At 70.3% G+C, this 24,276-nt stretch carries 17 protein-coding genes and 2 pseudogenes; 5 read left to right on the top strand and 14 right to left on the bottom strand.

Annotated features, from left to right (window positions below):
• Nucleotides 1–190: 190 nt before the first annotated feature.
• Together IPJ17_01335 and IPJ17_01330 are read right to left on the bottom strand one after the other, a co-directional pair.
• Nucleotides 191–1,234, bottom strand: a complete 1,044-nt coding sequence (locus tag IPJ17_01335) for a tetratricopeptide repeat protein (GenBank protein ID QQR74267.1) — start codon at nt 1,232–1,234, stop codon at nt 191–193.
• 34 nt (nt 1,235–1,268) lie between these two features.
• On the bottom strand, nt 1,269–1,883 hold the full coding sequence (locus tag IPJ17_01330; protein QQR74266.1) for a hypothetical protein: 615 nt from the start codon (nt 1,881–1,883) through the stop codon (nt 1,269–1,271).
• Between the two features lie 70 nt (nt 1,884–1,953).
• On the opposite strand from IPJ17_01330, the gene IPJ17_01325 reads away from it, so the two are divergent.
• Together IPJ17_01325 and IPJ17_01320 are read left to right on the top strand one after the other, a co-directional pair.
• The gene (locus tag IPJ17_01325; GenBank protein QQR74265.1) at nt 1,954–3,315 is read left to right on the top strand and encodes an L-seryl-tRNA(Sec) selenium transferase; all 1,362 of its coding nucleotides are present in this window, start codon (nt 1,954–1,956) and stop codon (nt 3,313–3,315) included.
• Nucleotides 3,316–3,320: 5 nt separating this feature from the next.
• Nucleotides 3,321–4,634 carry a sigma-54-dependent Fis family transcriptional regulator gene (locus IPJ17_01320; GenBank protein QQR74264.1) on the top strand — a complete coding sequence of 438 codons (1,314 nt, stop codon included), beginning with the start codon at nt 3,321–3,323 and terminating at the stop codon, nt 4,632–4,634.
• A gap of 229 nt (nt 4,635–4,863) precedes the next feature.
• Here the strand turns inward: IPJ17_01320 and IPJ17_01315 are convergent, their stop codons facing one another.
• From IPJ17_01315 to IPJ17_01260, 12 genes and pseudogenes are all read right to left on the bottom strand, one after another.
• The gene (locus tag IPJ17_01315; protein QQR74263.1) at nt 4,864–5,601 is read right to left on the bottom strand and encodes a hypothetical protein; all 738 of its coding nucleotides are present in this window, start codon (nt 5,599–5,601) and stop codon (nt 4,864–4,866) included.
• Between the two features lies 1 nt (nt 5,602).
• A complete protein-coding gene (locus tag IPJ17_01310) occupies nt 5,603–10,087 on the bottom strand; it encodes a hypothetical protein (protein ID QQR74262.1) in 4,485 nt (1,494 codons plus the stop codon).
• A gap of 22 nt (nt 10,088–10,109) precedes the next feature.
• On the bottom strand, nt 10,110–10,697 hold the full coding sequence (locus tag IPJ17_01305) for a hypothetical protein (GenBank protein QQR74261.1): 588 nt from the start codon (nt 10,695–10,697) through the stop codon (nt 10,110–10,112).
• Entirely contained in the window at nt 10,697–12,088 is a 1,392-nt protein-coding gene (locus tag IPJ17_01300) for a prepilin-type N-terminal cleavage/methylation domain-containing protein (GenBank protein QQR74260.1), read from the bottom strand. The genes IPJ17_01305 and IPJ17_01300 overlap by 1 nt, the downstream gene beginning before the upstream one ends.
• A gap of 7 nt (nt 12,089–12,095) precedes the next feature.
• Nucleotides 12,096–12,602 carry a prepilin-type N-terminal cleavage/methylation domain-containing protein gene (locus IPJ17_01295; protein QQR74259.1) on the bottom strand — a complete coding sequence of 169 codons (507 nt, stop codon included), beginning with the start codon at nt 12,600–12,602 and terminating at the stop codon, nt 12,096–12,098.
• Nucleotides 12,602–13,273 (bottom strand): GspH/FimT family pseudopilin, encoded by a 672-nt coding sequence (locus IPJ17_01290; protein ID QQR74258.1) that lies wholly within the window; start codon nt 13,271–13,273, stop codon nt 12,602–12,604. The genes IPJ17_01295 and IPJ17_01290 overlap by 1 nt, the downstream gene beginning before the upstream one ends.
• Nucleotides 13,274–13,383: 110 nt before the next feature.
• Nucleotides 13,384–14,001 (bottom strand): HAMP domain-containing histidine kinase, encoded by a 618-nt coding sequence (locus tag IPJ17_01285; protein ID QQR74257.1) that lies wholly within the window; start codon nt 13,999–14,001, stop codon nt 13,384–13,386.
• 91 nt (nt 14,002–14,092) lie between these two features.
• Nucleotides 14,093–15,058: pseudogene (locus tag IPJ17_01280) on the bottom strand (PAS domain-containing protein).
• Between the two features lie 92 nt (nt 15,059–15,150).
• Complete coding sequence (locus tag IPJ17_01275) at nt 15,151–15,921, bottom strand: prepilin peptidase (protein QQR76058.1); 771 nt, start codon at nt 15,919–15,921, stop codon at nt 15,151–15,153.
• A gap of 14 nt (nt 15,922–15,935) precedes the next feature.
• The gene (locus tag IPJ17_01270; GenBank protein ID QQR74256.1) at nt 15,936–17,348 is read right to left on the bottom strand and encodes a M20/M25/M40 family metallo-hydrolase; all 1,413 of its coding nucleotides are present in this window, start codon (nt 17,346–17,348) and stop codon (nt 15,936–15,938) included.
• Between the two features lie 521 nt (nt 17,349–17,869).
• Nucleotides 17,870–17,968 (bottom strand): annotated as a pseudogene (locus IPJ17_01265) (prepilin-type N-terminal cleavage/methylation domain-containing protein).
• A 165-nt stretch (nt 17,969–18,133) separates the two neighbouring features.
• A complete protein-coding gene (locus IPJ17_01260; GenBank protein ID QQR74255.1) occupies nt 18,134–19,579 on the bottom strand; it encodes a M20/M25/M40 family metallo-hydrolase in 1,446 nt (481 codons plus the stop codon).
• A gap of 115 nt (nt 19,580–19,694) precedes the next feature.
• On the opposite strand from IPJ17_01260, the gene IPJ17_01255 reads away from it, so the two are divergent.
• The 3 genes from IPJ17_01255 to IPJ17_01245 are packed head-to-tail and all read left to right on the top strand — an operon-like array spanning nt 19,695 to nt 24,269.
• The gene (locus IPJ17_01255) at nt 19,695–21,320 is read left to right on the top strand and encodes a hypothetical protein (GenBank protein ID QQR74254.1); all 1,626 of its coding nucleotides are present in this window, start codon (nt 19,695–19,697) and stop codon (nt 21,318–21,320) included.
• An 11-nt stretch (nt 21,321–21,331) separates the two neighbouring features.
• Entirely contained in the window at nt 21,332–22,435 is a 1,104-nt protein-coding gene (locus IPJ17_01250; protein ID QQR76057.1) for a DegT/DnrJ/EryC1/StrS family aminotransferase, read from the top strand.
• A 7-nt stretch (nt 22,436–22,442) separates the two neighbouring features.
• Nucleotides 22,443–24,269: a glycosyltransferase family 39 protein gene (locus IPJ17_01245; protein ID QQR74253.1), complete on the top strand. Its 1,827-nt coding sequence runs from the start codon at nt 22,443–22,445 to the stop codon at nt 24,267–24,269.
• Nucleotides 24,270–24,276: the final 7 nt, after the last annotated feature.

Raw genomic sequence — 24,276 nt, 5'->3', positions numbered from 1 at the left:
CCTGGCCCGCTAAAACCGCTGCGCTCTCATGAGAAGTGTAGAGACGTTCAGAGACGAGCGCAAGCCGATACCCCATGTCGGACGGGCATTTTCTCCTAGCCCTGCGAGCCACGTTGAAACCGTGTGACACCTCGCGCGTTGGAGACTTCCGGTTCAACGTGTAGAGAAGCCGAGCGCCGAAGCCTGCCGCTCAGCGGCCGAGCGGCACGACCTCGGTGGTCATCCGCCCGGTGCTCGTCGGCGTCGGGTCGAAGCCGGCTCCCGGGCGCGTGGTTCCGGGAGCGAACGGCGTCGGGGTCGGCCGGGCGGTCGGGACCGGGACCGGTGTCGGCGGGAGGGTCGGCGTCTCGATCGTCGCCGACGGCTCTTCTTCCGTTCCGCGCCCCTCGCCGGGCGTGAGCACGCCGAGTGCGGGAACGCCGGCGGACGGCAACCGCTCGCCGCCCACCTCCTTGACCTCGAGGTAGCCGCCGCCTTCGGCGTTCTCGTCGCTGCCCTCGACGGGCGGAACCGGCTTCTCTTCCCCCGAGGCGACCGGCAGCGAGGCCGGAGTCACGCTCCGCGCGCCGGCCGCACTCCGGCCGGTCACTTGAGCGACCGGAGGCGCCGGAGCGGTCGGTGCGGGCTTCGTGGTGCTCCCCTCGGCCTTCGGCGGATTGTCGAAAATGAGCATCCGGGCGACCCCCGAAGCGTCGTCGAAGACGGTCGGGGCCTGCGCCTGCGGCAGGTCGCGGCGGTAGGCCCGCAGCATCGACTGCGTGGCCAGCGGATTGGCGATCAGGTGCGGGTTGTAGCGAGGGTCGCCGAGTCGCGGGTCGAGCGCGATCGCCTGCGAATAGGCACGGACGGCCAGGGCCTTCAGGTGCCAGTGTGCGTAGGTCACACCCATCTGGTAGCGGGCCCAGGCGTGGTCGGGAGCCAGATCGATCGTCTTGCGGAACTGCAGCATCGCCGTCGCGTGGTCGCCGCGCTCTTGCAACAGCAGGCCGAGGTTGAAGTGGGTGGCGGCGCGCTTGGGCTCGATGGCGATCGCCTCGCGATAGGCCGCCTCGGCCCCGGCGAAATCGCCGACCAGCACCAGCAGATTGCCGAGGTCGTTGCGAGCGCCGGCGTTGGTGGGTTCGGCGGTGACACGGGCGCGCTGTCGCTCGATCGCCGCGCCGTAGTTGACTGGCGCGCCGACGGCCACGGCCGCGGTGAGCAGGAGAGCGAAGAGCGGGGCGGGCTTGAGCAACGGAGGTCTCCGGTTGGATCGAAAGGGCTCGCCGTCAGCGATCGGTGCTCGACAACGGCCGGGCCTTGAGCTTGACCTTGCCGTCTTCTTCGGCGAGTCGGAACTGCACCGCGTCGCACCCGGTGCGGTCGCGGATCGAGCTGGCCTGCTGTTCGAGATAGGAGGCGAAGCGATCGAGATCGAGCCCAGCCCCACCGCCGCGGCGTCGCAGCTCGTCGAGCAGAGCGCCGACCTGGGCGCGGTCGGTCGCGCCCGCCAGCACGACGCCGTCGGCCGGAGCGGAGCGTGGCGCGGACGCCGGCGGCGGTGCCGGTCTCGCGGCGCCGTTCCGCCCCTCTTCGACGGCCCGCACGCGGCGGGTGAACATCTCGTTGAAACTGTTGAAGCGCGCCTCGAGCGCGCCGAGACGAAACTGCTCGGCGGTGCTGCGCAGATTCTTGCCGCGCAGCAGCCGCAGGTCGCGCTGCAGCGCCAGTCGCGCCGGCTCGGGCGGGAGCTTGGCCGTGCCGCTGAAGAACTTCTCGTATTCGATGCGCAGGTCGTCGAGCGCGCGGTCGAGATGGTCCATGAGCTTCTCGACCTGATGGTGCGTCGGACGATTCTCGTCGGGCGCTTCCTTCGGACGACCGACGTGCAGGCTCCCGCTCACCGGCGTTGGCCGGGTCGCAGGGACGGCCTTCACCGGGCCGGTCGGGGATCTCCTAGAATCCATGACGAGAATGTCCGCATCCCGACACGAGGACCCGCGACGCCGCCTGCCGGCGATCGAACGCCTGCTGACGACGCCGGGTCTCGAGCCGGTCGTCGGATTATACGGACGGGAGCGTGTCGCCATCCACCTTCGCCCGCGACTGGAGGCATTGCGGGTGCGCCTGGCGGAGGGCGAGCTCGCCGCCGAAGGCGAGCTCGAGGCGGCCCTGGCCGACCTTCCCGCCCAGCTCGTGGCCAGCCTGGAAGGCGAGCTCGGCGCACCGCTTCGCCGGGTGATCAACGCCACCGGGGTGCTGCTCCACACGAATCTGGGCCGGGCGCCCCTGCCGCGGGAGGTCGCCCAGGCGCTCCCGTCGCTCCTCGACGCCTCGTGTGATCTGGAGATCGACCTCGCCACCGGCACGCGAGGCGACCGCAATTCCCGCGTCGGGCTGCTCCTCGCGGCGCTGACCGGCGGCGAGGCCGGCCTCGTGGTGAACAACAACGCCGCGGCGCTCGTCCTGGCGCTCGCCACCTTCGCCTCCGGGCGCGAGGTGCTCGTCTCGCGAGGGGAGCTGGTCGAGATCGGCGGGTCGTTCCGCATTCCCGACATCCTGGCTGCCGCAGGTGCCCGGCTGGTCGAAGTCGGGACGACCAATCGGACCCACCTGCGTGACTTCGAACAGGCGATCGGCCCGGCGACGGCGATGCTGCTCAAGGTGCACACGAGCAACTACCGCATCACCGGCTTCGTCGCCGAGGTCGAGACCGCGGCGCTCGCGGCGCTGGCCGGAAGAACCGGCCTGCCGCTGCTGGTCGACGAAGGGAGCGGTCTCCTGCGGCCGCACGCTGCCCCCCAGCTCGCCGGGCATCCGAGCGTTGCCGAGCTGCTCGCGGCTGGAGCCGACCTGGTCTGCGGCAGCGGCGACAAGCTCCTCGGCGGGCCACAAGCCGGACTGATCTGCGGTCGACGGGAGCGGATCGAGCGTTGCCACCGTCATCCGCTTTACCGTGCCTTGCGTCCCGACCGCACCACGCTGGCGGCGCTCGAAGGGGTGCTGCGGCGCCATCTCGCGGGGCGCCCTCTGCCGCTCGACCGGCTCTGGCCCGAGCCGGCGGCCCATCGACGGCGACTCGCCCACTGGGCGGGACGACTCGGCGCGGAGATCGTCGCCGGCGAGGCCTTCCTCGGGGGAGGCGCGGCGCCCGAGCGGCCGATCCCCGGCGAGGTGCTGTCGCTGTCGGGCGGCGAGGCGCGGCTGGCGGCGCTGCGTTGTGGCGAGCCGGCGGTGGTGGGTTACGCGCGCGGCGGACGCTGCCTGCTCGACCTGCGCACGGTCGATCCAGCCGACGACGAGGCGCTCGCCCTCGCCGTCGAACGGACCGGGTGACGGCGATGGCGGCGCGTCTGCTGGTGGTCGAGGACCACGACCCGCTGCGGCGCTTGCTCGAGCGCGCGCTCGGTCGCGCCGGTCATGTCGTCGTCTCGGCCGCCGACTGCGCTGCCGCGCGATCGGCGCTGGAAGGTGCCGTGAGCGCGCCGTTCGACCTCGTCCTCACCGACCTGCGGCTGCCCGATGGCTCGGGGCTCGAGGTGCTGCAGGAAGCGCGTGCCGCCTTCCCGGCAATGCCGGTCGTCGTCATCACCGCCTTCGGCAGCGTGTCGACGGCGGTCGAAGCGATGAAGCTCGGCGCCGTCGATTTCCTCGAGAAGCCCGTGGCGCTCGACGAGCTCTATCGCCGCATCGACACCCTGCTCGCCGGTCGCGGCGAAAGCGACGGCTACGACCCGCCCGGCGGTGCGCCGCGCATCGTCGGCTCTCATCCGCGTCTGCGCGCCGCCCTCCGCCTCCTGGAGCGGGTCGCCCCGACGGAGAGCACCGTCCTGCTCACCGGCGAGAGCGGCACCGGCAAGGAGCTCTTCGCGCGCGCGCTCCACGCCCTGTCGCCGCGGTCGGCGGGGCCGTTCGTGGCGATCAACTGCGCGGCGATCCCCGAGACACTCCTCGAGAACGAGCTCTTCGGTCACGAACGCGGTGCCTTCACCGGCGCGGTGCGCCGCCAGCCCGGCCGCTTCGAGCTCGCCGCCGGGGGCACGCTGCTGCTCGACGAGATCGGCGAGCTGCCGCTCGCCATGCAGGGCAAAGTGCTGCGGGTCCTCGAGGAGCGCACCTTCGAGCGGGTCGGCGGCGGTGCGACCTTGCGCGCCGACGTGCGGCTGGTGGCGGCCACCAACCGGAAGCTGCGCGAGATGGTCGATCGCGGTGAGCTGCGCGCCGACCTCTACTTCCGGCTCGAGGTCTTCCCGGTCGAGCTGCCGCCGCTGCGCGAGCGGGCGAGCGACCTGCCGGCGCTCACCCGCCATCTGCTGCACCTCTCCGCCGAGCGGCACCGCCTTCCCGAGCCCGAGCTCGCGCCGGATGCCCTGGCCGTGCTCGCCGCGCAGGCCTGGCCAGGCAATGTGCGCGAGCTGGCCAATCTGCTCGAGCGGCTGGTGATTCTCCACCCCGGCGAGCGGGTCGGCGAGCGGGGGGTCGCGGACCTTCTCGGCGGCAAGAGCGAGACGGAGGTCGAGCGGCTGCGGCGCGTGCTGCGGGAAACCGACGGCGATCGACATCTCGCCGCCGGGCGGCTCGGCTGGAGCCTCCGCACCCTGCAGCGCCGGATTCGCGAGCTCGACCTCGGGGGGTTCCCGCAGTATCGAGATTGAGCCGGGAGACCTCCGCTCGGTTCGTCGCGAGACGGTGCAGATGGCTGTTCTGACGGGCCCCCGCAGCGGGTCGACGGCGAGGCGTCTCCGGACGATACGCCGCAGCCGGCGAACCGCGAGGAGACCTGTCGGGGCGGCCAGGTGCGCCGTCGCAGCAGAAGCGAGCTGAGGTTCCCCGGCTGAGCCGGGGGGTGAGCCCGGCTCTCGACACGAGAATGCAGGGAGCGCGCTACTGACGGCTGTCGCCCGGCGGCGGCGCGCTCCCGTCGCTCGCCGGCGGCTGGGTCTGACCCTCGCGTGGCGCGGTCGTCATCGTCCGGTAGCCTTGGGAAGCCACCGCGAACTTCGCTTCGGCGAACGAGAGCAACCCGGGGAACTGGACCCGGAAGGTGGCGGCGCCTCCCGGGGGAAGCGCCGGCGTGCTGAGCTGAGCCGACTCGGTGACCAGGATGCCGCCGTCGGCGTCGTAGAGCGACACGGCGACGGTCCCTGCCGTGACCAGAGCCTTTCCGCGGTTGGTGACGGTGCCGAAGATCTCGACGCCGGCTCCCTGGGGCAAGGTGACGCTGTCCCAGGTCGTCACGGCCAGGGGCTCCTCGTTCGGTTTGGCATCCCCGGCGGGGCTCTCCTTCTCCGCCTTTTCCTCCTGCGGCTCGACCGAAGGGAAGTCCTTTTCGGTCAGTCGGAGGACCGGCTCGCGAGGGGGCGTCGGCGTCGGGTTGGGCTTCGCGGCCGCCTCCTTGGCCTTGGCGGTCGCCACGGCCGAGGCATCGAGGTCAACGTCGGCGAGCTTGAGCGCCGACAGGGTGCCGTTCGTCTGCCGGAAGAGGACCTGAGCTCCCTTGACCGTCCACGACCCCTTCGTCTCGACGCGCGATCCGTCGCGGGTCACCAGCCAGTCGGCCCCCGCCGGGGAGCCGAGTACGGCGGCAAGCGCGAGGATGAGGCCCGTCCTTGACTTCGCCATGTCAGTACTCCTTCCAGTGGCGTTCCGCGACGCACTCCGGCACCGGTGCGATGCAGGCCATTCCGGTGTCCGAACGAATGGTCTTGACGTCGAGTGTCATGTTATTGAACTTGCAGTCTCCCGGATAGAGCTTCTTGAGCTCCTCGCGCATCGTCACCATCGCCGCCGCCGTGCAGAGCTGGTCGGAGGTCTGCCGGAAGTCGCTGCCGGTGGCCGGGTTCTTCGTGGCGCTCTGTTCGACGAAGGGCTGGGTGGTGAAGTCGCCGATCTCCCAGTACCGGCGCCGCACGCTGGCGTTGGCCGGATTCGGGAAGACGTAGGGATCGGCGTTGGTGGTTTTGACGACGAAGACGCGGCTCGTCCCGGTCCGGATGCAGGTCCCGGTGTCCGTCGGTTGCGTCTCCGGGTCGTAGGAGGTGAACGAGAGCACGCCGGCGAAGGCGAACGGATCGGTGATCACCTTCTCGTTGGCGCGCAGCGTGAGGTACCAGCCGGCCTGGTAGCCGGAGGGCGCTTGCAGCAGGTACTCCGGCGTATTTGCGGCGTAGGCGGCGTCCGGGTCGATCGCCAGGTAGTCGGCCGCGGTTCGATAGCCCGTCGTCGCGCAGGACCCGGAAGCGCAGGGATCGGCCACGCCGTTGCCGGCTCCGGAGCTTTCGGCGATGTCGACGAATCCGGTGTCGAGGATGGTGAAGAACTGGGCCACCTGGCCGGAGTCGTCCCACAGGTCCCAGCGATTGCCGGTGCCGAACGCCAGGGCGTACTGGCCGAGCTTCGCCACGTAGATGACGGTGGTTTCCATGTAGATGGGCCGGCCGCCGGTCGAGAAGATGACGAAGGGCTTGGCCCTCGTCGTGGCGATCCGCGTGACGGTTCGGTCGGTGTAGGCCGTCCCGGCCGCGGCATTCGGGGTCGAGTAGTCCCGCACGGTCTGGCTGGTGAGCGGGAGGGGGTTCGACGGCAGACCGAGGTCGACCTTGTAGAGCAGACCGGCGGTGGTGCCGAGATAGACCGTGTCGAGGTAGCCGTCCTGGTTCGTGTCGACGGCAGCGGCGGGAGCCGGCGCAGCGCCCTGCAACTGCCGCTTGTAGAGCGTGACGCCGGTCTCGATGTCGATCATGTAGATCCAGTTCCCGGCCACCTCGGTCGGGTCCTCTCCGAGCCCGCCGCCGACGACCATCACCCAGCGATCCTCCGAGCGCGCCGCGGCCGTGCCGCAACCGCTGGTGCAGACGCGAATTCGTCCGATCGTCGCCGGCGACCAGGTGTTGCCGAGGTCGGCGCCGTGGGTCGTGGCGGGTCCGGCATTGTCCTCGTTCCAGGTGTCGGCAAACTCCCAGAGCACCGCGGGGAACGGCATGTTCCCGCAGGCTGCCCCACCGTCGAGGCAGGTCGGGACGTAGTTGTCGACCCCGTTGTCCGGCTTGTAGGAGCTGCCGTTCACCGTGTAGGTGTCGGGTTGCGTCAGGTCCAGGGCGAAGTACGAGCGGCCGCCCTCGCGCATCGAACCGACGGCGACGGTGCGCCACTCCCGCTCGAGGCAGGTCGGCGTCCCGGTATGGCGCGGGTCGATGAAGACGTCGGCGACGCGCGTGCGCCCGTCGACTGTCCAGCGTTGTTCCTTGTTCACCGCGGGGGTGACCGAGGTATCGGGCTTGAAGTCGTAGACATCGGGGAGGGCGGCGCGCGGGATGAAAGCGAAGATCTCGCGCCCGGTGCCGTCGCTGAACCCCACCGATTCGCTGTTGAAGTCGCAGAGGGTCGGCTGCCAGGTGCCGACGTCGAAGGCGTGGAACTCGCCGTCGTTGGCGCCGACGAGCAGCATCTTCCGGCGGCAGGCGTGCCGGGTCACGAAGGAGCGATAGCTCGGCGAAACCGTGCGGGCGGGGTCGACCGCCGGCGCCACGGAGCAGAGGCTCGGGGCGTTGGTCGTCGAGTAGGGGTCCTCGCGATAGAGGCGGCTGTCGCGCGGGCTGTCGACGACCACCGGGTCGGAGTGGAAGATGTCGCCGAGGACATAGGTCAGCGTGTGCGTCACGTGCGTCGACGGATCGGTCACGTCGCCGGTCTTCTCCACCAGTGCGTAGCGCACCGCGGTGTTGGCCTCGGCGCGCTTGGCGACCGCGGTCGGGAACTTGACCGGGTCGATCCCCATTCCGGTCCAGAAGTCGAGCTCGTCGGCGGCGTCGGGATAACGGAACCAGCGGCGGCTCGCCGACGCATCGAGGGTGAAGGTGTTGACCGGTCCGTAGCGGTAGAAGACCCGTCGCTGGTCGGCGGCACTGCCGATGCGGAGGTTCCCCCCCGCGACCTCGGTGGCGTCCGGAGTCTGCAGGAGTAGCCCGGCCGGGGAGTAGGTCGGGGCGACCTGGACGTCGCCGGCGTCGAACAGGAAGCACTTGCTGCGGATCGACGCCGAGCAGTGCACGGTGATCTCCGGCGAGCCCGTCGGGCCGAGCGGGAGCGGCTTGAGGAAGGCGTAGAGGCTGCCGGCCCAGATCGGCGCCTCCTTGACCGGCGTGAAGTTCGAGACGAAGACCTTGTCGGCGACGGTCGCCTGCACCGTCGGCACCGCGGCCGAGGCGAAAGTCGACGTGCGCTCGAGGATCTCGTTGAAGATGTCCTGCAGCGCGCGGATCAGCTCCTGCTTGTTGCGTGGGTTGTAGGGGTCGGTGGTGCCGCCGTTCCGCGCGATGCAGCTCAGCGAGTTGCCGGTGGCCGAAGGGACGCCGAAGCCGATGACGTAGGTGCGGATGCCGGCGATCGACTGGAGTCTCGCCGCCATCGTGCAAGGGTTGCCGGAGCCCGAACAGGTGTCGTCGCCGTCGGTCAGCATGATGATGAACTTCGAGCGGCAGCCCCAGAAGTCGTCGCCCTGGGAGGCCTTGATCGACCACCCCTCGGTGGTCGAGCAGTTGGCGCTCTGCAGGTCGGCGCCGCAGTACCACTGGCTGAAGCCGCGGAGGATTCCGCCCAGGGGCGTCGAGCCGTTGGCGATCAACGGGCGCGCACCGAAGGAGGCATCGAGCGGGCGGCCGGCGATGTTCGGGTTCTTCACCCGCAAGAGGTTCTCGGGCGAAACCGGCAGGTCGGTGAGGTAGCGGGCCTGGCCGAAGCCGTTGTTGAGCGTCGGATCGGCCTCGCCGAGCGAAAGGCTCGGCGCCAGGCGTCGCAGGATCTCCTGCTTGAGCGTGAGGCTACGGGTCTCGTCCCAGTCGGCCGGGATCCGGTCGCCGATGTCGAAGTACTTCGTCGTCGTCGTGTCGCGCCCGGCCGGGTCCTGGATCGTCGGGTGCTTGATGTTGCAAGGGTAGTACTGGGATCCGGTCGCCGGAGTCGTCAGGCTGCAATTGGTGTCGCGATCGGAGTCCCGATCGGTGTTCAGCTCGAGCCCGTCGCAAGTGTTGTCGGCCGAGCTCGACTGGTTGTAGTTCGTGCTGGCCGGGAAGTAGTCGGAGGAGGTGCTGTTGACGTCGTTCCAGTTCCGGTAGAGACCGTACGTCCACATGATGAAGTCGCCAACCCGTTCGAAGCGAACCGTCTTGGTCGTCACTTCGCCACGTTCAAGGGCGTCGTCGCAATTGTTGGAGATGTTGGTGCACTTCGCGATGCTCACCACGACGTCGACCGTCGGGTTGCCGATCGTCTGGCTGGCAGCGGGAGCGTACTGAATCCAGTAGACGTCGCTGTCGCTCTTGTTGGCGCGAACGTAGAAGAACACCGTCTGGGTGTTGGTTGCGCCCAGCTTCGGGAAGCGCAGCACGCGCTGGAGCTCCCAGTAGGGGTCCGCGACTGCGGCGGTCGGGCTGGTGATGAGGATGTCGGCGGGGTTGCGGGCGTAACAGCCCACCTCATTGTCGCCGGCGTTCCCGGTGTCGCAGTTCGAGTTCTTCGTGCCGCCGAAGCTGCTCGTAGGGTTCAGCCCCCCCTCAAAGAAGGTTCGTCCGAAGGTGTCGCCGAAGAGGCGCTTCGACGGGTCGGCAGGCGGCGGCCAGACAAATGCTGCGGCACCCGAGCCGACGGCGATCGGGCCTCGCGCGGAGGTCGGGTCGGGATTCTGCACCTTGTAGAGCCAGTGCTTCCATCGGATGTCGAGGTTGTCCTGGTCGAACGAGCCGAAGCCGAAATCGGCCTTCTCGTCGTCGATCGACTGCATCACTTCGTAGAGCGACTCCTTGGCCTGGCGGAATTTCGACGCGGGATCGTCGGCGTAACGCGGCGGGGCGCAGTCGCCGGCCGGGCAGACGTAGTCGCAGGTACGCAGGCCGGTTTCGGGATTGATCGTGTCGTACTCGGCCTGGGTGCAGGACGGCGTCCAGTTCATCGAACCCGAGGTGTCGAGGAGGACGAAGACGTACGGCTTGATGGTCGAGGCCGAGATCAGGCCGCGGTCGTCGGCGCGGCCGGCGCTGGCAGAGGCCAAGGCCAGGAGCAGGGCCGCGCGGAGCAGGGAGGTCGAGGTCGCGGTGGGGCGGCGCGGGTTCATGGGTTCTCCTTGTCGCGGGCCATCAATACCGGATGCCCTTGCGGATCGTGTCGCTGCTGCTGATCTCCATCAGCGCGCCGATCGACGAGGTCGCCGGCTGGCGGGCGACGATCACGCTGATCTGCTTGAGGGCGAGTGTGGTGTCCGTCGAGGCGTCCGTGCCCTGGCGCCCCCGGCGCTCAGCGGTGGCGTTGAGCACGTACTCGATCTGCTTGAACTCGTCACCCTGGCGGTCGTTGATCGAGCAGAGATTGCACGGCGCCTCGGAGAGCGTGGCGAGCGGCGAGATCGAGATCCGGTCGGCGACGTTGACGCCCGAGGCCGACGAATGGGTGTCGACGTTGTCGAAGACACGACTGATCTCGAGATTCGTCACCTGCTTGCGGGCCACCGAGTAGGCGATGCCGGAGTCGGCGGTGAAGAAATTCCGGTCGGCGATGCGCTCGGAAGCGCCGATCTGCGACTCGGTCTGGGTGATGACGGAGAGCGAGAGGCCGAAGACCGTGATCAGGACGAGAAGAAAGAGCACGATCAGGTAGGCGCTGCCGCGTTGAGCGCGCCGGGCGAGCGGCCGTGGGAGGCGAGGCTGCGGATTGCTGGCTCGGGTCATCAGAGGTTCCTCGGGTCGATCACGGTCTGCAGCAAGCGCCGGCGGAACATCCGGGCGTTTTCGGAATTCGCGGCGTTGAGCGGAGCCGAGGTGAAGTCGGCGTCCTCGATGCGCACCAGATTGCGGGCGCGGAACTTGGGGTCGGGCCGCGCGGCGCGGCCGAGCAGCGAGACGCGGACGTACTCCAGGCGGACGGGGGTTCGCACCGGCGGTCCGGTGTGGAAGCGCCAGGCGTTCGAGGTGACGACGTCGCCGGTGGAGTTGAACAGCCAGTCGTCGGTGTTGCGGCTCGCCGTGTCGGTGCCCTCGACGATCTGGTCGTCGTTGCCGCTGAAATTGATGTCGTCCTCGAAGGCGCCCTGGTTGTCGGAGTCGAAGGCGAGCGCAACTTGCAGATTGACGATGTCGTCGGCCACGTCCAGGCGAAGGTTGGCGGCCTGCTCGGCGGCGTTGGCACCGAGAGGGCGCTCGCGACCCGGGTCGAGCGCGGCGCGGGTGAGCCGCGGACGGAGCTCCGAGGTGGCGACGCCCGGGATCGCGTACTCCTCGCGGACGTAGTAGCGGTTCTCCTCGAGCAGGCACACCCAGGCGGCGTTGGTCAGTCGCGTCGGATAGACGTTGGCGTTGAACGGCCGGAGATAGGGGTCGGTCAGCGGGTTGAAGTCGAGGCTCACGGTGATCTGCTCCGGAGTCGCCGTGGCGCAGGCGTTGGTGAATCCGGTCGCCGGATTGACCGCGGTAATCCGCGCGACCGCGAAGCTGCGGTCCGCCGGTGCGGTCCGGTCGACGATCGGCTCGTAGAGCGGGCTGACGACGAGCAGGGCTCGTCCCACCGCCTGGGTGAGCATCGTCAGGTCCTGGCAGAGATCCGAAGGACCGGGATTGCGGACGAAGACGCGACCGTCGGAGCGGTTGCCGTCACCGTTGAGATCGGGTGTGAAGTCCCCGGCGCGAATCTGGAAGAGCGGGCTCTCGAAGCAGCCGCGCACGGTGAGGATGTCCGTGCCGGTCGCGGCGAGGGGCGTCCCGGCGAAGCCGATCGCCGCGTCGCGCGACGCGGGCGCGGCGCCGACCCCGACATTGTCCCGGACATGCACCGCGAAGGCGTTCAGCTCGAGCGACCCGAGCGGCGGATTGAGGTCGATGCCGTGCGGCAGGCCGCCCCGGCCGGCAATGCGGACGAAGCGCTCGATGTCGCCCTGGCCGACCCGGAGGGCCTGCTGCAGGTCGGCGACCTGGGTCTGGATGCGGGTCGTCCGCTCGTTGACGTCGAGCAGGATGCCCACGGCGAGGAAGATCTCGCCGAGGATGACCATGACGACCAGCAGCTCGATCAGGCTGAATCCCCGGGCTCGCGTCCGGCGGCGCGCGAAAGTGGATCGAAGGGACATGTCGGCCTCAGAACGCCTTGCGCAGGTTGAGTGTGTAGGCGACCCGGTCGATCGGACGCCCGCGCCGGGCATTGCCGACTTGCATCTCGATCTCCTTGATGTGGATCCGCCCCGGATCGGCGTTGCCGGGCACCAGGTTCACCGCGCCGTCGATCTGGATCTGGTACTGGCGCAGGACGGTGCGGCGGCTGATCTGTGCCGTCTCGCCGGCGGGAATGGTGTCGACCCAGTCGCTTCCCTCGAGGAGCTGGTACGTCCAGGCTCCGGTGTCGGAGGTCGCCGCGGTGGCGAACGTGACCGGCTCCGCATTGAAGCGACTCGCGCTCAGGTCCTCGGCGCCGTCCGTCGCGGCGTTCGACTCGCGGAGTGCGTCATTGCCCAGGAGGTTGTTCTCGATCGAGCGGGTGAACAGCGGCAGGACGCCGACGGCGATCAGCAGAAGGAGCGCCGCGGCGATGAGGACCTCGAGGAGCGAGAATCCGGACGATCGACGGTGCTTGCGGCGGGTACGCATCAGTCCCACTCCCAGGTGTTGGGTCCCGAGCCCGTGGCGGCCCCGGACGAGAATCCGGCTTCGTACCAGTAGATTGTGGCTGTGGCGGATGGGGGCGTCGAGTCGAACTTGCGGACGACGACGTGGCCGGTGAACCGCGGGGCCAGACGGATCTCGAAGAAGTTCCTCTCCGTGCCGTCGGCGACCCGGAATGCGCCTTCGGCGAGCGCCGAGCCGTCCGGCATGAAGACGGCTCCGACGATCGGCAGGTTCGGCGCGAACGGCGGCGTCGGCGCGGTTCCGCTGAAGGTGTTCACCGTGCTGTCGAGGGCTGGGGCGGCCACGTGGACGCGACGCGGCAGGCTCAGGCGGCCGATCTCCCGTTCCGTGGGGGGGTCGAATGTCAGGTTGCTGAACCGCCCCTGGCCGTCGCGGGCGTCGTTCACGAAGGCGGTGAAGCCGTCGGCGGTCCGGATCACCACGGTCGGTACGCCGCGACGGACCGCCTCGATCCTGGCGGAGCGCATCAGGGCGGCGAGCTCGCGGGTCGTGCCGAGAAGCTGGCTGCGGTTGATCATCCCGAGGAATGCCGGCAGGCCGAGCGTCGCCAGGATGCCGATCAAGGCGATGACGACCATGGCCTCGATCAGAGAGAAGCCCGCGCTGCGGGCGCGTCGCCCATTCTTCGTCATGGTGATCCTCTTGAAGGCAATTCGGATGCCGTCGCTCCGGCCGGTCGGCCGCGGAGCGGAACCCCTTTGATTGGAGAGATTCGCCCTTGGAGTTGGGTTGGGTGGCGCTGTCATTCTGTCGGCCGCGCGTTACCATGCGTAACAAAAGCGTCTCGCGGGAACTCCACCACGGCGCAGGTTCCACCCCCTTCACGATCGTCGAGCCGGAGGCTGCCACGGTGCATGGCGACCACACGCCGAGCGAGTGCGAGTCCCAGCCCGGTGCCTCCCGGTCGACTCGACACGAACGGCTGGAAGAGTCGGGAACGGATCGCCTCGGGAACGCCGGGTCCACGGTCCTCGATCCGGACCTCCCAGCCTCCGCTCGTCGGGCCGAGCGACACCCGGACGACCTCGCGGGAGCCGCTCTCGCTGTTGGCCGACCCGGCGTTGCGCAGGAGGTTGCGGAAGGCGCGCTCGAGCAGCACGGCGTCGCCGTGCATCCGTGGAGGTGGGGTGATGAACAGTGCCGCGGGCTGCGCACCGGGCGCGACATCGCGCGCCACCCGCGCCAGCACCTCGGCAAGGTCCATCGGGTCGAGACGGATCGCGCCGGGTCGCGCGAAGGCGAGGAAGTCGTCGACGACCTGCTGAAGCCGGGTCGTCTCCGCCTCGATCTCCTGGCGGTAGGAGAGCAGCGCTCGCGGATCCGTCTCGTCGGCCGAGAGCTCGACATATCCGCGAAGCACGCCGAGACTGTTGCGCAGCTCGTGGGCGACGCCGGCAGCGAGCGTCCCCGAGCTGGGCGAGCCCTTCGTTGAGCCGCTGTTCGGCGGCGAGTCGCTCGAAACGGGTCAGATCGCTGAACAGCACGAGGTAGCCGCGCGGGCTGCCTTCGCCGCGGCGAAGGGCGTGGATCGCCACGCCGAGAGTCTGCCGGTCGGTGACTCCGCCGATCGCGACTTCGGCGCGGTCGATCGGCTCGCCGTTGCCGACCGCCTGGCGAACGAGAGCGGCGAGCTGCGGCAGCTCGGCGAGCACCTCCTCGACCGGCTGGCCGATCTGGGGATGTCGCACGCCGAGAATCCGGGAGCCGGTCGCGTTCAGGGCGAGGACTTCACCCTGTGGCCCGGCGAGCATCAGGCCAGCCTGCAACTCTTCGGTGAGCGATTGCTCGGCCGCGGCGAGCGCGCTCGCCGGTCGGTGATGCGAGCTGACGGCACCTTCGAACCCGGCGATCAGCGCCGCGATCTCGTCCGATTCGGCGGAGGAGAGGAGGCCGGCTTGGCGGGCGGTGTGGAGCAAGGCGTCGTAAGGCGCCAGCAGCGGGCGGACGAACAGCGTGACGAGGATCGTCAAGGCGGCGGTGACGCCGAGCAGCAAGGGCGTCAGCACGACGAGCGTTCGCCGGGCGGCGCCGACGGTCGAGGCGCCGAGCTCGACCCGCACCCAGCGCCGATCGGCGCCTTCCCTGGCCGGAGCGATGGCGACGACCGTGGAGGGCAGCTCGGCGGACGGGCCGAACGCCGTCGCCTCGGCCCAGCCTTGCGGAATCGACTCGGGAGCGGCGGCGCTCTCTACGAGATCCGACCGGCGGCGCAGGTCGCTCCCGTAGATGGCGAGCGAACGGAGGCCCGGCGCCAGTTCGCGGAGCGTGGCAAGCGGCTCGGGCGAGTCCGTGCTGCTCATCTCGGCGACGCGACGGGCAAGTTGCAGTGCCTCGTCCCGCCGTTCTTCGCCGGTGCGCTCGATCGCATCGCGGAAGCCGAAGAGCGAGAAGACGGCGAGCAGGGCGAGCAACAGCATGGAGACCGGGATGAGGATGAGAACTTCGGCGCGCAGACCGACGTTGACGATGCGCCGTCCGCGGCGACGCTTCTCGTGGCCGCCGTCCCGATTCAAAGCAGCGCCTCGTAGCGGGCCACGAGGCCGGGACCGAGGAACAGTGCGGCGAGCCCACCGAGCGCGAGGAAGAGGCCGAATGGCAGGCGGGCCTGGAGGTCGATGCGGCGGCCGGCGAGCAGGGCGACTCCTGCTGCTGCGCCGGTAGCCGAGGCGACGACGAGCGTGACGGCGACGCCGGGCCAGCCGAGGAAGGCGCCGATCATCGCCAGCATCTTGGCGTCGCCGAGGCCCATCCCCTCGCGGCCGGTGGCGAGCAGCCAAGCACCGGCGACGACGAGCAGGACCCCGCCGCCGACGAGCGCGCCCTGCAAGGCGCGGGCGAGCGACCCGCTGTTGCTGGCAACCTGCAGGGCGACACCGGCGGCGATGCCGCCGAGCGTCAGACGATCGGGAAGGTAGAGGTGGTCGATGTCGATGGCCGCGAGGGTCAACAGGAGACAGCTCAGCGCGATCGCCGACAACGTCTCGAGGTGCAGGCCGAAGCGCGCGAAGCTCGCCACGAAGAGCGTGGAGGCGGTCGCCTCGACGGCGGGATAGCGCCAGGAGATCGGCGCCCGACAGTCGCGACAGCGGCCCCGCAGGAGAAGCCAGCTCAGCACCGGGAGGTTGTCGGTCGCCCGGATGGCGGCCCCGCAGTGCGGACAGCGCGAGCGCGGTCGGACCGTGGACAGCCCGAGCGGCAGCCGATGGATGACGACGTTGAGGTAGCTGCCGACGATCAGGCCGACCGCGGCGACGTAGCCGACCACGGCCGCGGCCGGCAATTCGTGGAGAAGGCTCACCGAGTGCTCCCACCTGCCGGGCTCGCGGCCGCAGGTCCACGGGTTGTTTCCGCCAGGAGCGCCCGGACGACCCGGCGCATCCGTTCGATGCCGCGGCTGAGCTCGTGCTCGGGCATTCGCTCGTTCGGTCCGTGGATCGCGGCGAGCACCGATCCGTCCAGGGCGAAGGGCGAAAAGCCGTAGGCGGCGATTCCCCGTTCGCGGAAGTAGCGCGAGTCGGTGACTCCCGGGATGAACGCAGGCAAAACGCGCGCTTCCCCGGACAGGGTCGCCTGGAGGATCCGAAACTCCGGGCTCTCGGTCGGCGACGGCTGACTGCGTGGCGCGGCGAGGAGCACCCGGATCTCGACGTCGCGGCCGGCCAGAGCGCGCAGCTCGGCGAGCAGCGCGATGTCGTCGGTGGCGGGCAACAGGCGCCCGTCCACCGTCGCGCGCGCTTCGGGGGCGATGACGTTGATCGACGGAGCGCCGGTGAGCATCGTCACCTGCAGCGTGTCGTCCAGTGCGCCGAGCAGTCCCGGAGGCAGGCTGCTCTCGGGTGTGCCGGTGGAGAGTGTGGCGGGGAGCCGGGCGAGCGCCGCGGCGAGGCTCGGGTCGACCTTGGCCTGAGCGGCGAGCGCGGTGGCGGCCGGCTCCTCGAGGCGCCAGTGGCGCGGGCGATCGACGAAGCGTGCGAGCGCTCGGACGAGTTGATGCGTGGCACTCTCTGGCGCCAGGCTGGAGGCATGGCCGCCCCGCCCGCGGGCGACGAGCTCGAGCCAGAAGGGCCGCTTCTGAGACGTCTCGATGCCGAACCAGAGCGGCCGGTCGTTGGCGGTCCGGTTCATTCCCCCCTCGTTGAGGACCACGGCGACGTCGGCGAAGAGCTCCGGGTGGGCGCTCATCAGCCATCCGACCCCGGCCGAGCCGCCGGACTCTTCGCCGGCCGTGGCGAGAAGGACGAGGTCGCGGTGGCGCGGCAGGTCGCTCTGCGCCGCATCGAGGAACGCGGCGAGGTGGGCGATGCCGAGCCCTTTGGCATCGACGGCTCCACGTCCCCAGATCGCGCCGTCGCGGGTGACTCCGCCGAATGCCGGCACGCTCCAGCCCTCTCCGGCCGGCACGACATCGAGGTGGTGGAGCAGGACCACGGTGCCGCCGGTGCGCGCGGCGTTCGCAGCGAGTCGACAGGAGAGACTGGTGCGGCCGTCGGGGCCGAGGTGGCGGGTGGCGGGGAGGCCGGCACGCTGCAGCTCTCCGGCGAGCCACTCGGCAGCCCGGGCCTCGCCGGGAGCGCCCGTCGCGGTGTCGATCCGAAGGTAGGCCGCGAGCAGCGCGGCCGGGCTCGTCGGCGGGGGAGGAGCGCCTCCACGTGCCGCGACGGCGGTCAGCAGGACCAGGGCGAGCGAAGCGAAAGCGGCGCGGCGCACGAAGTCGAAACTACCGCATCAAAAGAAAAAGCGCCGCGGCGAGTTGCCGCGGCGCTCTTCCGAGACGGAGGTCGGTTCGCTTACGAACCGGCTCCCGAGCCGCCCGGCCAACGAACGAAGTAGCCGTCCGACCAGACCATGTCCTGGTTGTAGTCGGTGGCGACGAACGGGCCGACCGTGTAGTCGGTGCCGCCGAACGACTGGTCCTTGCCGGCGCTCCGGATGGCCAGCACGCGGCTGGCGAGGAGGTTGGAGTTCGAGAAGTACTGGATGTCGGTCTTCCATCCGTCCTTCTGCGGGATCTCCTGCATGTAGAAGAACGTGGTCGTCGGACGGAGCGTCGAGACCATGTTGGCGTACGACTTGGCGGTGCCGAACGGGGTGAGCGAGAAGGTGTTGCTCGAGCCCGCGGCGGTCGAGCCGACCTGGTCGGTCAGCCAGGACATCCAGGCGGTGCCGGTGTTGCGGATGTCCGACATGGTGCGCTTCTGCTTGGCCTTCTGCAGGGCGTCGATCAAGTTCGGGATCAGGATCGCGGCGATGATGCCGATGATCGCGACCACGATCAGGAGCTCGATCAGGGTGAAGCCCCGCTGCCGATTGCGAAGTCTCTGCAGCATCTGGTCTCCTCTTCCCTTGGTGGGATCGGTTTCCCGGGTGATTCCGGGATTCGAGGGGAAAGAAAAGCACGCGCCGTGCCAGCGGAATGCCCCCGAATCGAGGGTCGAAGCGGCGCAACAGCGGCGGAACAGCCAAGGAGTGCCACTCGGGAGTGACGTTGGGTGTCAGTTGGCGAGGCGGCGCAGGACCTTCGAGTAGAGCCTCACGCCCTTCACATAGCCGGCGAGGCTGATCCGTTCGTTCGGTCCCCCGACATAGTAGGTGTCGGAGGAGACGATCAAGAACGGCGAGAACCCGAAAGCCGGTCGGCCGAGGTCGCGGACGAAGCGGGCATCCGAGGCCGTCCAACTCGAGAACAGCGGGCCGACGACCGCGTGTGGATAGGCGGTGCGGACGGCGTCCTCGAGAACCTGGTAGGCCGGGTGGGAGAGCGAGGTGACGGCGTGCGCGCCGCCAGGATCGCGCATGGTCATCGAGACGCCCGAGGCGATCCCGGACGGCAAGGCGGCCGCCAGCCCCTCCGCGACCGGTTGGCCGGGGAAGAGGTGGAGCTTGGCGAGGAGCTCCCAGCCGCCGCCCGGCGCGGCGGTCACGACCGAGGCGTGAATCTCGTTGCGGAACAGCGCTTTGAGGATCGGGGTCAATTGGGCGAACCGGTCCGCCTCGAGGAGGAGCTCGTCGGGACGGAGGAGGAGCTGGCGGTAGAGACCCAGGTCGCGGCTGGCCCCGTAGCGCAGCGCGAACTCGCGCGCCTCGGGGGACAGGTGGAGCGGCCAGTCCGGCTTGCCGTAGGCGAGGAGGTCGCTGCGCAGGTCCTCCAGGCGTTCGCGGCTCGACGAGCAGAAGTGCAGGTCGACGAAGTGCTTCTGGCCGAACTCGATGCCCCAGTACTTGATCTGGGTCGGCGTCGTGGCGTCGACCGCTCCTCCCTCGGTCAGCATGAGGTCGAACCGGCGCACCAACTCCGGGTGCTGCCGGACGAGCCACCGCATGCCGAGGTCGCTTCCCGTCTCCTCGCCGCCGGTTGCCAGATAGATGACGCTCTTGCGGGGTCGCGGGGTGTCGGCCTGCAGGTCGAAGAGCGCGACCATCTGGGCGATCGCCAGGCTCTTCATGTCGTAGACCCCTCGTCCGTACATCCAGGGCCCGTCGATCGTGCCGGAGAAGGGAGCATAGGCCCAGTCGGCCGATTCGTGCGCCTCCTCCACGTCGATGTGGTGGTGCAGCACCACCGCCCCCGGCTCGCTCCCCTCGAGGATCGCCCAGAAGTTGGCCCGCCCCCGCCCGAGGTACTCGACCTGGCCGTGGATCCCGCGTCGGGCGAGCTCGGTCTCGAGAAAGCGGGCCCCGGCGAGCTCGTCGCCATCGGGATAGCTGGTGTTGATCGCGACGTAGCGCTGCAACAGGCTGACTTCCGGAAGCGCGGCAAAGTCGATGCCGAGCCACTCGGCCGAGTCGTCGTCGACTTCGGGAGCCCGTCGCACGACTTCGGAGGCGACTCGTCCGAGGCCGACGCCGACGAGTGCGCTGGTCGCGAGCGAGAGATACAGGGCGAGACGGGCGGCATGGCGACGTCGGGCCCCGAGCGGGGTGAGTGGGCGTCTCGCCATCGGCCGTGGCGAGCCTATCAAGGTCGCCGCGCCGTTCGCCTCGGCGCCCCGGAGCCCTCATGTATGCTCCGGAGGGCCCGCTCGGGCCGGAACCGCCGTGACGGATCACCTCCCAGTGCCGACGGCCCCCTCATCCCTGCGGCGGCTTCGCCTCGCGACCGCCGACCTGCTGCCGGCGACCGTGGCCCTCGTCGCCGCGCTGGCCTATCTTCTCTTCGAGCGAGCGACGACCGGGGCGTCGTCCGGCCTGCCACTCGACGACAGCTGGATCCATCTGGTCTTCGCCCGCAGCCTCGCCGCAGGGGCCGGGCTCGCCTTCCCTGCCGGGGAGATCGTGCCCGCGTCGACCGCCCCGCTGTGGACGGCGCTCCTTTCCCTTCTGGGCGCCCTGCCGTTCGATCGGGTGCTGGCCGTCAAGTTCCTCGGGGTCGCGCTCGCCGTCCTTGGTGTGGTCGAAAGCGGCCGACTCGCCCGCGCGCTGAACCTCCCTCCGCTCCTCGCCTTCTTGTCGGCTCTCGCCGTCGCGAGCACCGACTGGCTGGCGTGGGCGGCGCTTTCCGCGATGGAGATCCCGCTTTTCGTGCTGCTTTCGGTCGCCGGGATGCGGCTGCATGCCGAAGAGATCGCCGAACGCCGGCAGGGCCGTCTGAGCCTCTTGGTGCTGGCGCTCGCCGCGCTGGCACGGCCAGAAGGGCTGCTACTCCTCCTGCTGGCGTTCGGCGAACGCGTCGTCAGCAGTGCGTCGCCCGCCGTCGAGCGCAGGCGGGCGCTTGCCGCGGACATCGCGGTGGCGGTCGGCGTCCTGGCACCGGTGGCGGTGTTCAACCTGACCGTCTCGGGCTCGCCCTTGCCGACGACCTTCGCCGCCAAGGCCGACGGCGTGGCGCGGCTCCTCCCCGACCTGCACACGCTCTACCTCGCGTTGGGCCTGTTCTTCCGCAGCCATCCGCTCTTCCTGCTCCTCGCTGCCGGAGGTGGCTGCGCACTCCTCGCCCGTCGTCTGACCGGTCGCCGCCTCTCGCTCCTCCCGGCACTCTGGCTGTTCGCCTTGCCTTGTGCGCTCTCCCTCTTCGGGGCGCGCGGTGGCACGGTGCTGGGGAACTTCGGCCGCTACCTCTTCCCGCTCTTCCCGCCGCTCGTCATCGTCGGCTGCATGGCTTTCGCGACGCCACTCGACGCCCTGCGGCGAGGGCCGGCGTCGCGTCTGGCGAAGGTCGCCGGATGGGGGCTGGCGTTCGCGCTCGTGCTCGGCCCCGCGCTCGCCGCCACGGCGCGAGGTGCGGGACGCTATGTCCAGGGAGTGACGAACGTCGAATCGAGCGACCTTCGCCTCGCTCGCTGGCTCGCTCCCCGCCTGGCCCCCGAAGCGCTGATCGCGGTGGCGGACGTTGGCGCGATGGGCTTCGTGCTGCCGAACCGGCTCGTCGACCTCGGAGCGCTGATCACGCCGGAGCTGCGCGACGAGCTGCGGCGCGAAGGAAAGCTCGATCCGCAGGAGGCCCTGGCGCGATATCTCGAGCGCCGCGGGGTCGACTTCGTCGCGGCCTATCCACGTTTTCTTCCCGCCTTCGAGGCCGACCCGGTGCGTTTCGTGCCGGTCGTCCGACTGGCGATTCCGAACAACATCACGATGGCCGGCGACGAGCTCGTGCTCTATCGCACCGGGTGGTGCCGCTACCCGTTGCGGGAGATGGCCGAGCCCGCCGCCGCGCCCGATCCGACCAGGAGACCACCGCCGTGAATCCGGTTCCCATGCTCGATCTCACCCGCGCCCATCGCCGCATCGCCACCGAGCTCGACGGCCGCTGGCAGGCAATTCTCGCCCGGACCTCGTTCGTCCTCGGTCCGGAGGTCAAGGAGTTCGAAGAGGCCTTCGCCCGCTATCTCGGGGCGCCGCGCGCGATCGGCGTCGGCAACGGGACGGACGCGCTCGTCATTGCCCTGCGTGCGCTCGGTCTCGAGCCGGGAGACGAGGTCCTCGTCCCCGGCTTCACCTTCTTCGCCACCGCGGAAGCGGTCGCCCTGCTCGGCGGAACTCCGGTGCTCTGCGACATCGACCCGGCGACGTACAACCTCGACCCGCGGGATGCGGCGGCGCGGGTGACCGACAAGACGGTGGGGATCCTCGGCGTGCACCTCTACGGCCGCCCGTTCGATTTCGCGGCGATCCGGGCGCTGGCCGACCGGCACGGGCTCTGGGTGCTCGAGGACGCGGCCCAGGCGCACGGCGCACGCTACCAGGGTGCCCGCGTCGGCTCGCTCGGCGAGCTCGCGGCCTGGAGCTTCTACCCGACGAAGAACCTCGGTTGCTTCGGGGACGGCGGCGGCATCAGCGGACGCGATGCCAAGCTCGTCGAGCATGCCTTCCTGCTCGCCAATCACGGCCAGACGGCGCGCTACCACCACACCCTGGTGGGGACCAACAGCCGCCTCGACAGCTTCCAGGCCGCGGTGCTCAACTGCCGCCTGCCGCTGCTCGACGGCGACAACGCGCATCGGCGCGCCTGCGCGGCGCGCTACCGCGACGGGCTCGCGGGAGTCGGCGACCTCGTCTGGCCCGCCGAGCGCGAGGGCGACGAGCCGGTCTTTCATCAGGTCGCGGTGCGCAGCTCCCGGCGCGACGCGCTGCAGCAGGCGCTCACCGCGGCGGGGATCGGCTGCGCGACGCACTACCCCTCGCCGCTCCACCATCAGCCGGCGCTCGCCGCCACCGTTCCCGCCGACACCTCGCTGCCCGAGGCCGAGCGCGCGGCGCGCGAGGTGCTCTGCCTGCCGATCTTCGGCGAGTTGACCTTCGAGGAGGTCGATCGCGTCGTCGACGCGATCCGCTCGTTCTTCGCCGCAGGAGGCGCCTGAGGGCGAGTTGAGCGAACGGCTGGCGAACGGTCCGGTCGGCGGGGCGGCGGCTCCGCCGCGCTGGGTGCTGCCGGCGATCCTCGCGGCCGCGGCAGCGCTGCGTCTCGGCCACTGGCTCGCCGTCCGGCGCCTGCCGTTCGTCGACACCCTCGTCGTCGACAGCGCCGAGTACGACCGGTGGGCGCGTGCCATCGCGGCCGGCAGCGGGCCGGGAGATTTCCCGTTCTTCCAGCCGCCGCTCTACCCCTATCTGCTCGCCACCGTCTACCGGCTCGTCGCCTCGCCGCACGCCGTCTACCTGTTGCAGATCGCCGCGGCGCTCGGCGGGATCTACTGTCTGGCCCGGGCCGGTCGCGAGATGGCGGGAGCGAGCGCTGGGCTTGCCGCGGCGGCGCTCGCCGCCGTCTACGGGCCGTTCGTCTTTCATGACGTGCAACTGCTCAAGGAGTCGCTGGCCGTCGATCTCGTCGCGGCGCTCCTCTGGGCGGAGGCGGTGGCGCGACGCGACCACCGCGGCGCGAGCTGGCTACTCGCCGGCGTGCTCTTCGGATTTCTGGCGCTGCTGCGCGAGAACGCGCTCCTCGTGGCGCCGCTCGCCGTCCTGCTGGCGTGGCGCCGTGAGGATGTCCGGCGCTCCCTGACGAACGGTGTGCTCGTCGTCTGTGGGCTGGTCCTGCCGCTCCTGCCGGTGGCGCTCTTCAACGCCTCGCGCGGCGGAGGGCTGTTGCCGACCACCTGGCAGGGCGGGGTGAACTTCTACATCGGCAATCACGCGGGGGCGGACGGCACCTACCAGCCGCTGACCTCGGGGCGCCAGATCCCGGAGCTCGAACGGCGGGAGCCCTGGCGAATCGCCGAGCGGGCGCTCGGGCGGCCGCTCGGCGCCGCCGAGGTTTCGGCCTACTGGCGGGATCGTGCGCTCGCCTGGGCGCGCGAGCGGCCGGCCGATTTCGCCCGGCTCCAGTGGCGCAAGCTCGGTCTCTACTGGAGCGCGATCGAGTGGCCCGACGCCGTCGACTACGCCTGGGTGCGCGAACGATCGCCCCTCCTGGCCGTCCTGGCGTTGGAGTTTCCCGGTCTCGTCGGACTGGCTGTTCTCGGCCTCGGGGTCGCCTGGCGCCGCCGGCAGTTGGCCGCGCTGGCGCCTGCCTGGCTCTTCGCGTTCGCCTGGATGGCCTCGACCGTCGCCTTCTTCCTCTTCTCGCGCTACCGGCTCCCGGGGCTCGTGCCGCTCACCCTCGTCGCGGGGGTGGGCCTCGCGGACCTGCCCCGGGCCGTCTCACGCGAGCGCCAGCCGATCGTTCTCGCCGGCCTCCTCCTGCTCGCCTGGGGCGTCTCGCGGCTGGCGCCGGCGGAGCCGAACCGCGAACTCGTCCACTTGAATCTCGGTCGCCTCGCGGCGCTGCGCGGCGACCTCGTCTCGGCGGAGCGCGAGTGGCGCGCCGTGCTGGCCACCGCTCCGGAGAACGCCGTGGCGCCACTCGAGCTCGGAACGCTCGCCGCGCGGCAGGGACGGCTCGCCGAGGCGCGGCAGCTCTTCGCCGAAGCGGTCGGACGCGACGCGGGATCTCCGGAGGCCTGGGCCAACCTCGGCGCGGCCGCGGCGGCGACCGGCGACGTCGCGGCCGGGCGTCAGGCGCTCGACCGGGCCTACGCTCTCGACCCGACCTTTGCGGCGGCGCTGATCAATCGCGTCGTCGTCGAGGTCGCGGCGGGGGACCTCGGCGCTGCCCAGGTCTGGTACGAGCGACTCGCCGCGGCGGCGCCGGAGCACCCCTCGTTGGCCCCGCTCGCCGCGCGGATCGCCGCCGCGCGATCCTCCGCGAAGCCCTAGTTTCCGG

The organism is Holophagales bacterium, assembly GCA_016699405.1.
In the GTDB taxonomy this organism is placed as follows: domain Bacteria; phylum Acidobacteriota; class Thermoanaerobaculia; order Multivoradales; family JAGPDF01; genus JAAYLR01.
Note: the sequence above shows the minus strand (reverse complement) of the source record. Positions and strands in the feature narration are given on the sequence as shown.

Excerpts from the sequence above, each read along its gene's own strand:
- IPJ17_01325 (QQR74265.1), top strand. The coding sequence starts at position 1,954 with ATGTCCGCATCCCGACACGAGGACCCGCGACGCCGCCTGCCGGCGATC.
- IPJ17_01320 (QQR74264.1), top strand. The coding sequence starts at position 3,321 with ATGGCGGCGCGTCTGCTGGTGGTCGAGGACCACGACCCGCTGCGGCGC.
- IPJ17_01315 (QQR74263.1), bottom strand. The coding sequence starts at position 5,601 with ATGGCGAAGTCAAGGACGGGCCTCATCCTCGCGCTTGCCGCCGTACTC.
- IPJ17_01310 (QQR74262.1), bottom strand. The coding sequence starts at position 10,087 with ATGAACCCGCGCCGCCCCACCGCGACCTCGACCTCCCTGCTCCGCGCG.
- IPJ17_01305 (QQR74261.1), bottom strand. The coding sequence starts at position 10,697 with ATGACCCGAGCCAGCAATCCGCAGCCTCGCCTCCCACGGCCGCTCGCC.
- IPJ17_01300 (QQR74260.1), bottom strand. The coding sequence starts at position 12,088 with ATGTCCCTTCGATCCACTTTCGCGCGCCGCCGGACGCGAGCCCGGGGA.
- IPJ17_01295 (QQR74259.1), bottom strand. The coding sequence starts at position 12,602 with ATGCGTACCCGCCGCAAGCACCGTCGATCGTCCGGATTCTCGCTCCTC.
- IPJ17_01290 (QQR74258.1), bottom strand. The coding sequence starts at position 13,273 with ATGACGAAGAATGGGCGACGCGCCCGCAGCGCGGGCTTCTCTCTGATC.
- IPJ17_01260 (QQR74255.1), bottom strand. The coding sequence starts at position 19,579 with ATGGCGAGACGCCCACTCACCCCGCTCGGGGCCCGACGTCGCCATGCC.
- IPJ17_01250 (QQR76057.1), top strand. The coding sequence starts at position 21,332 with ATGCTCGATCTCACCCGCGCCCATCGCCGCATCGCCACCGAGCTCGAC.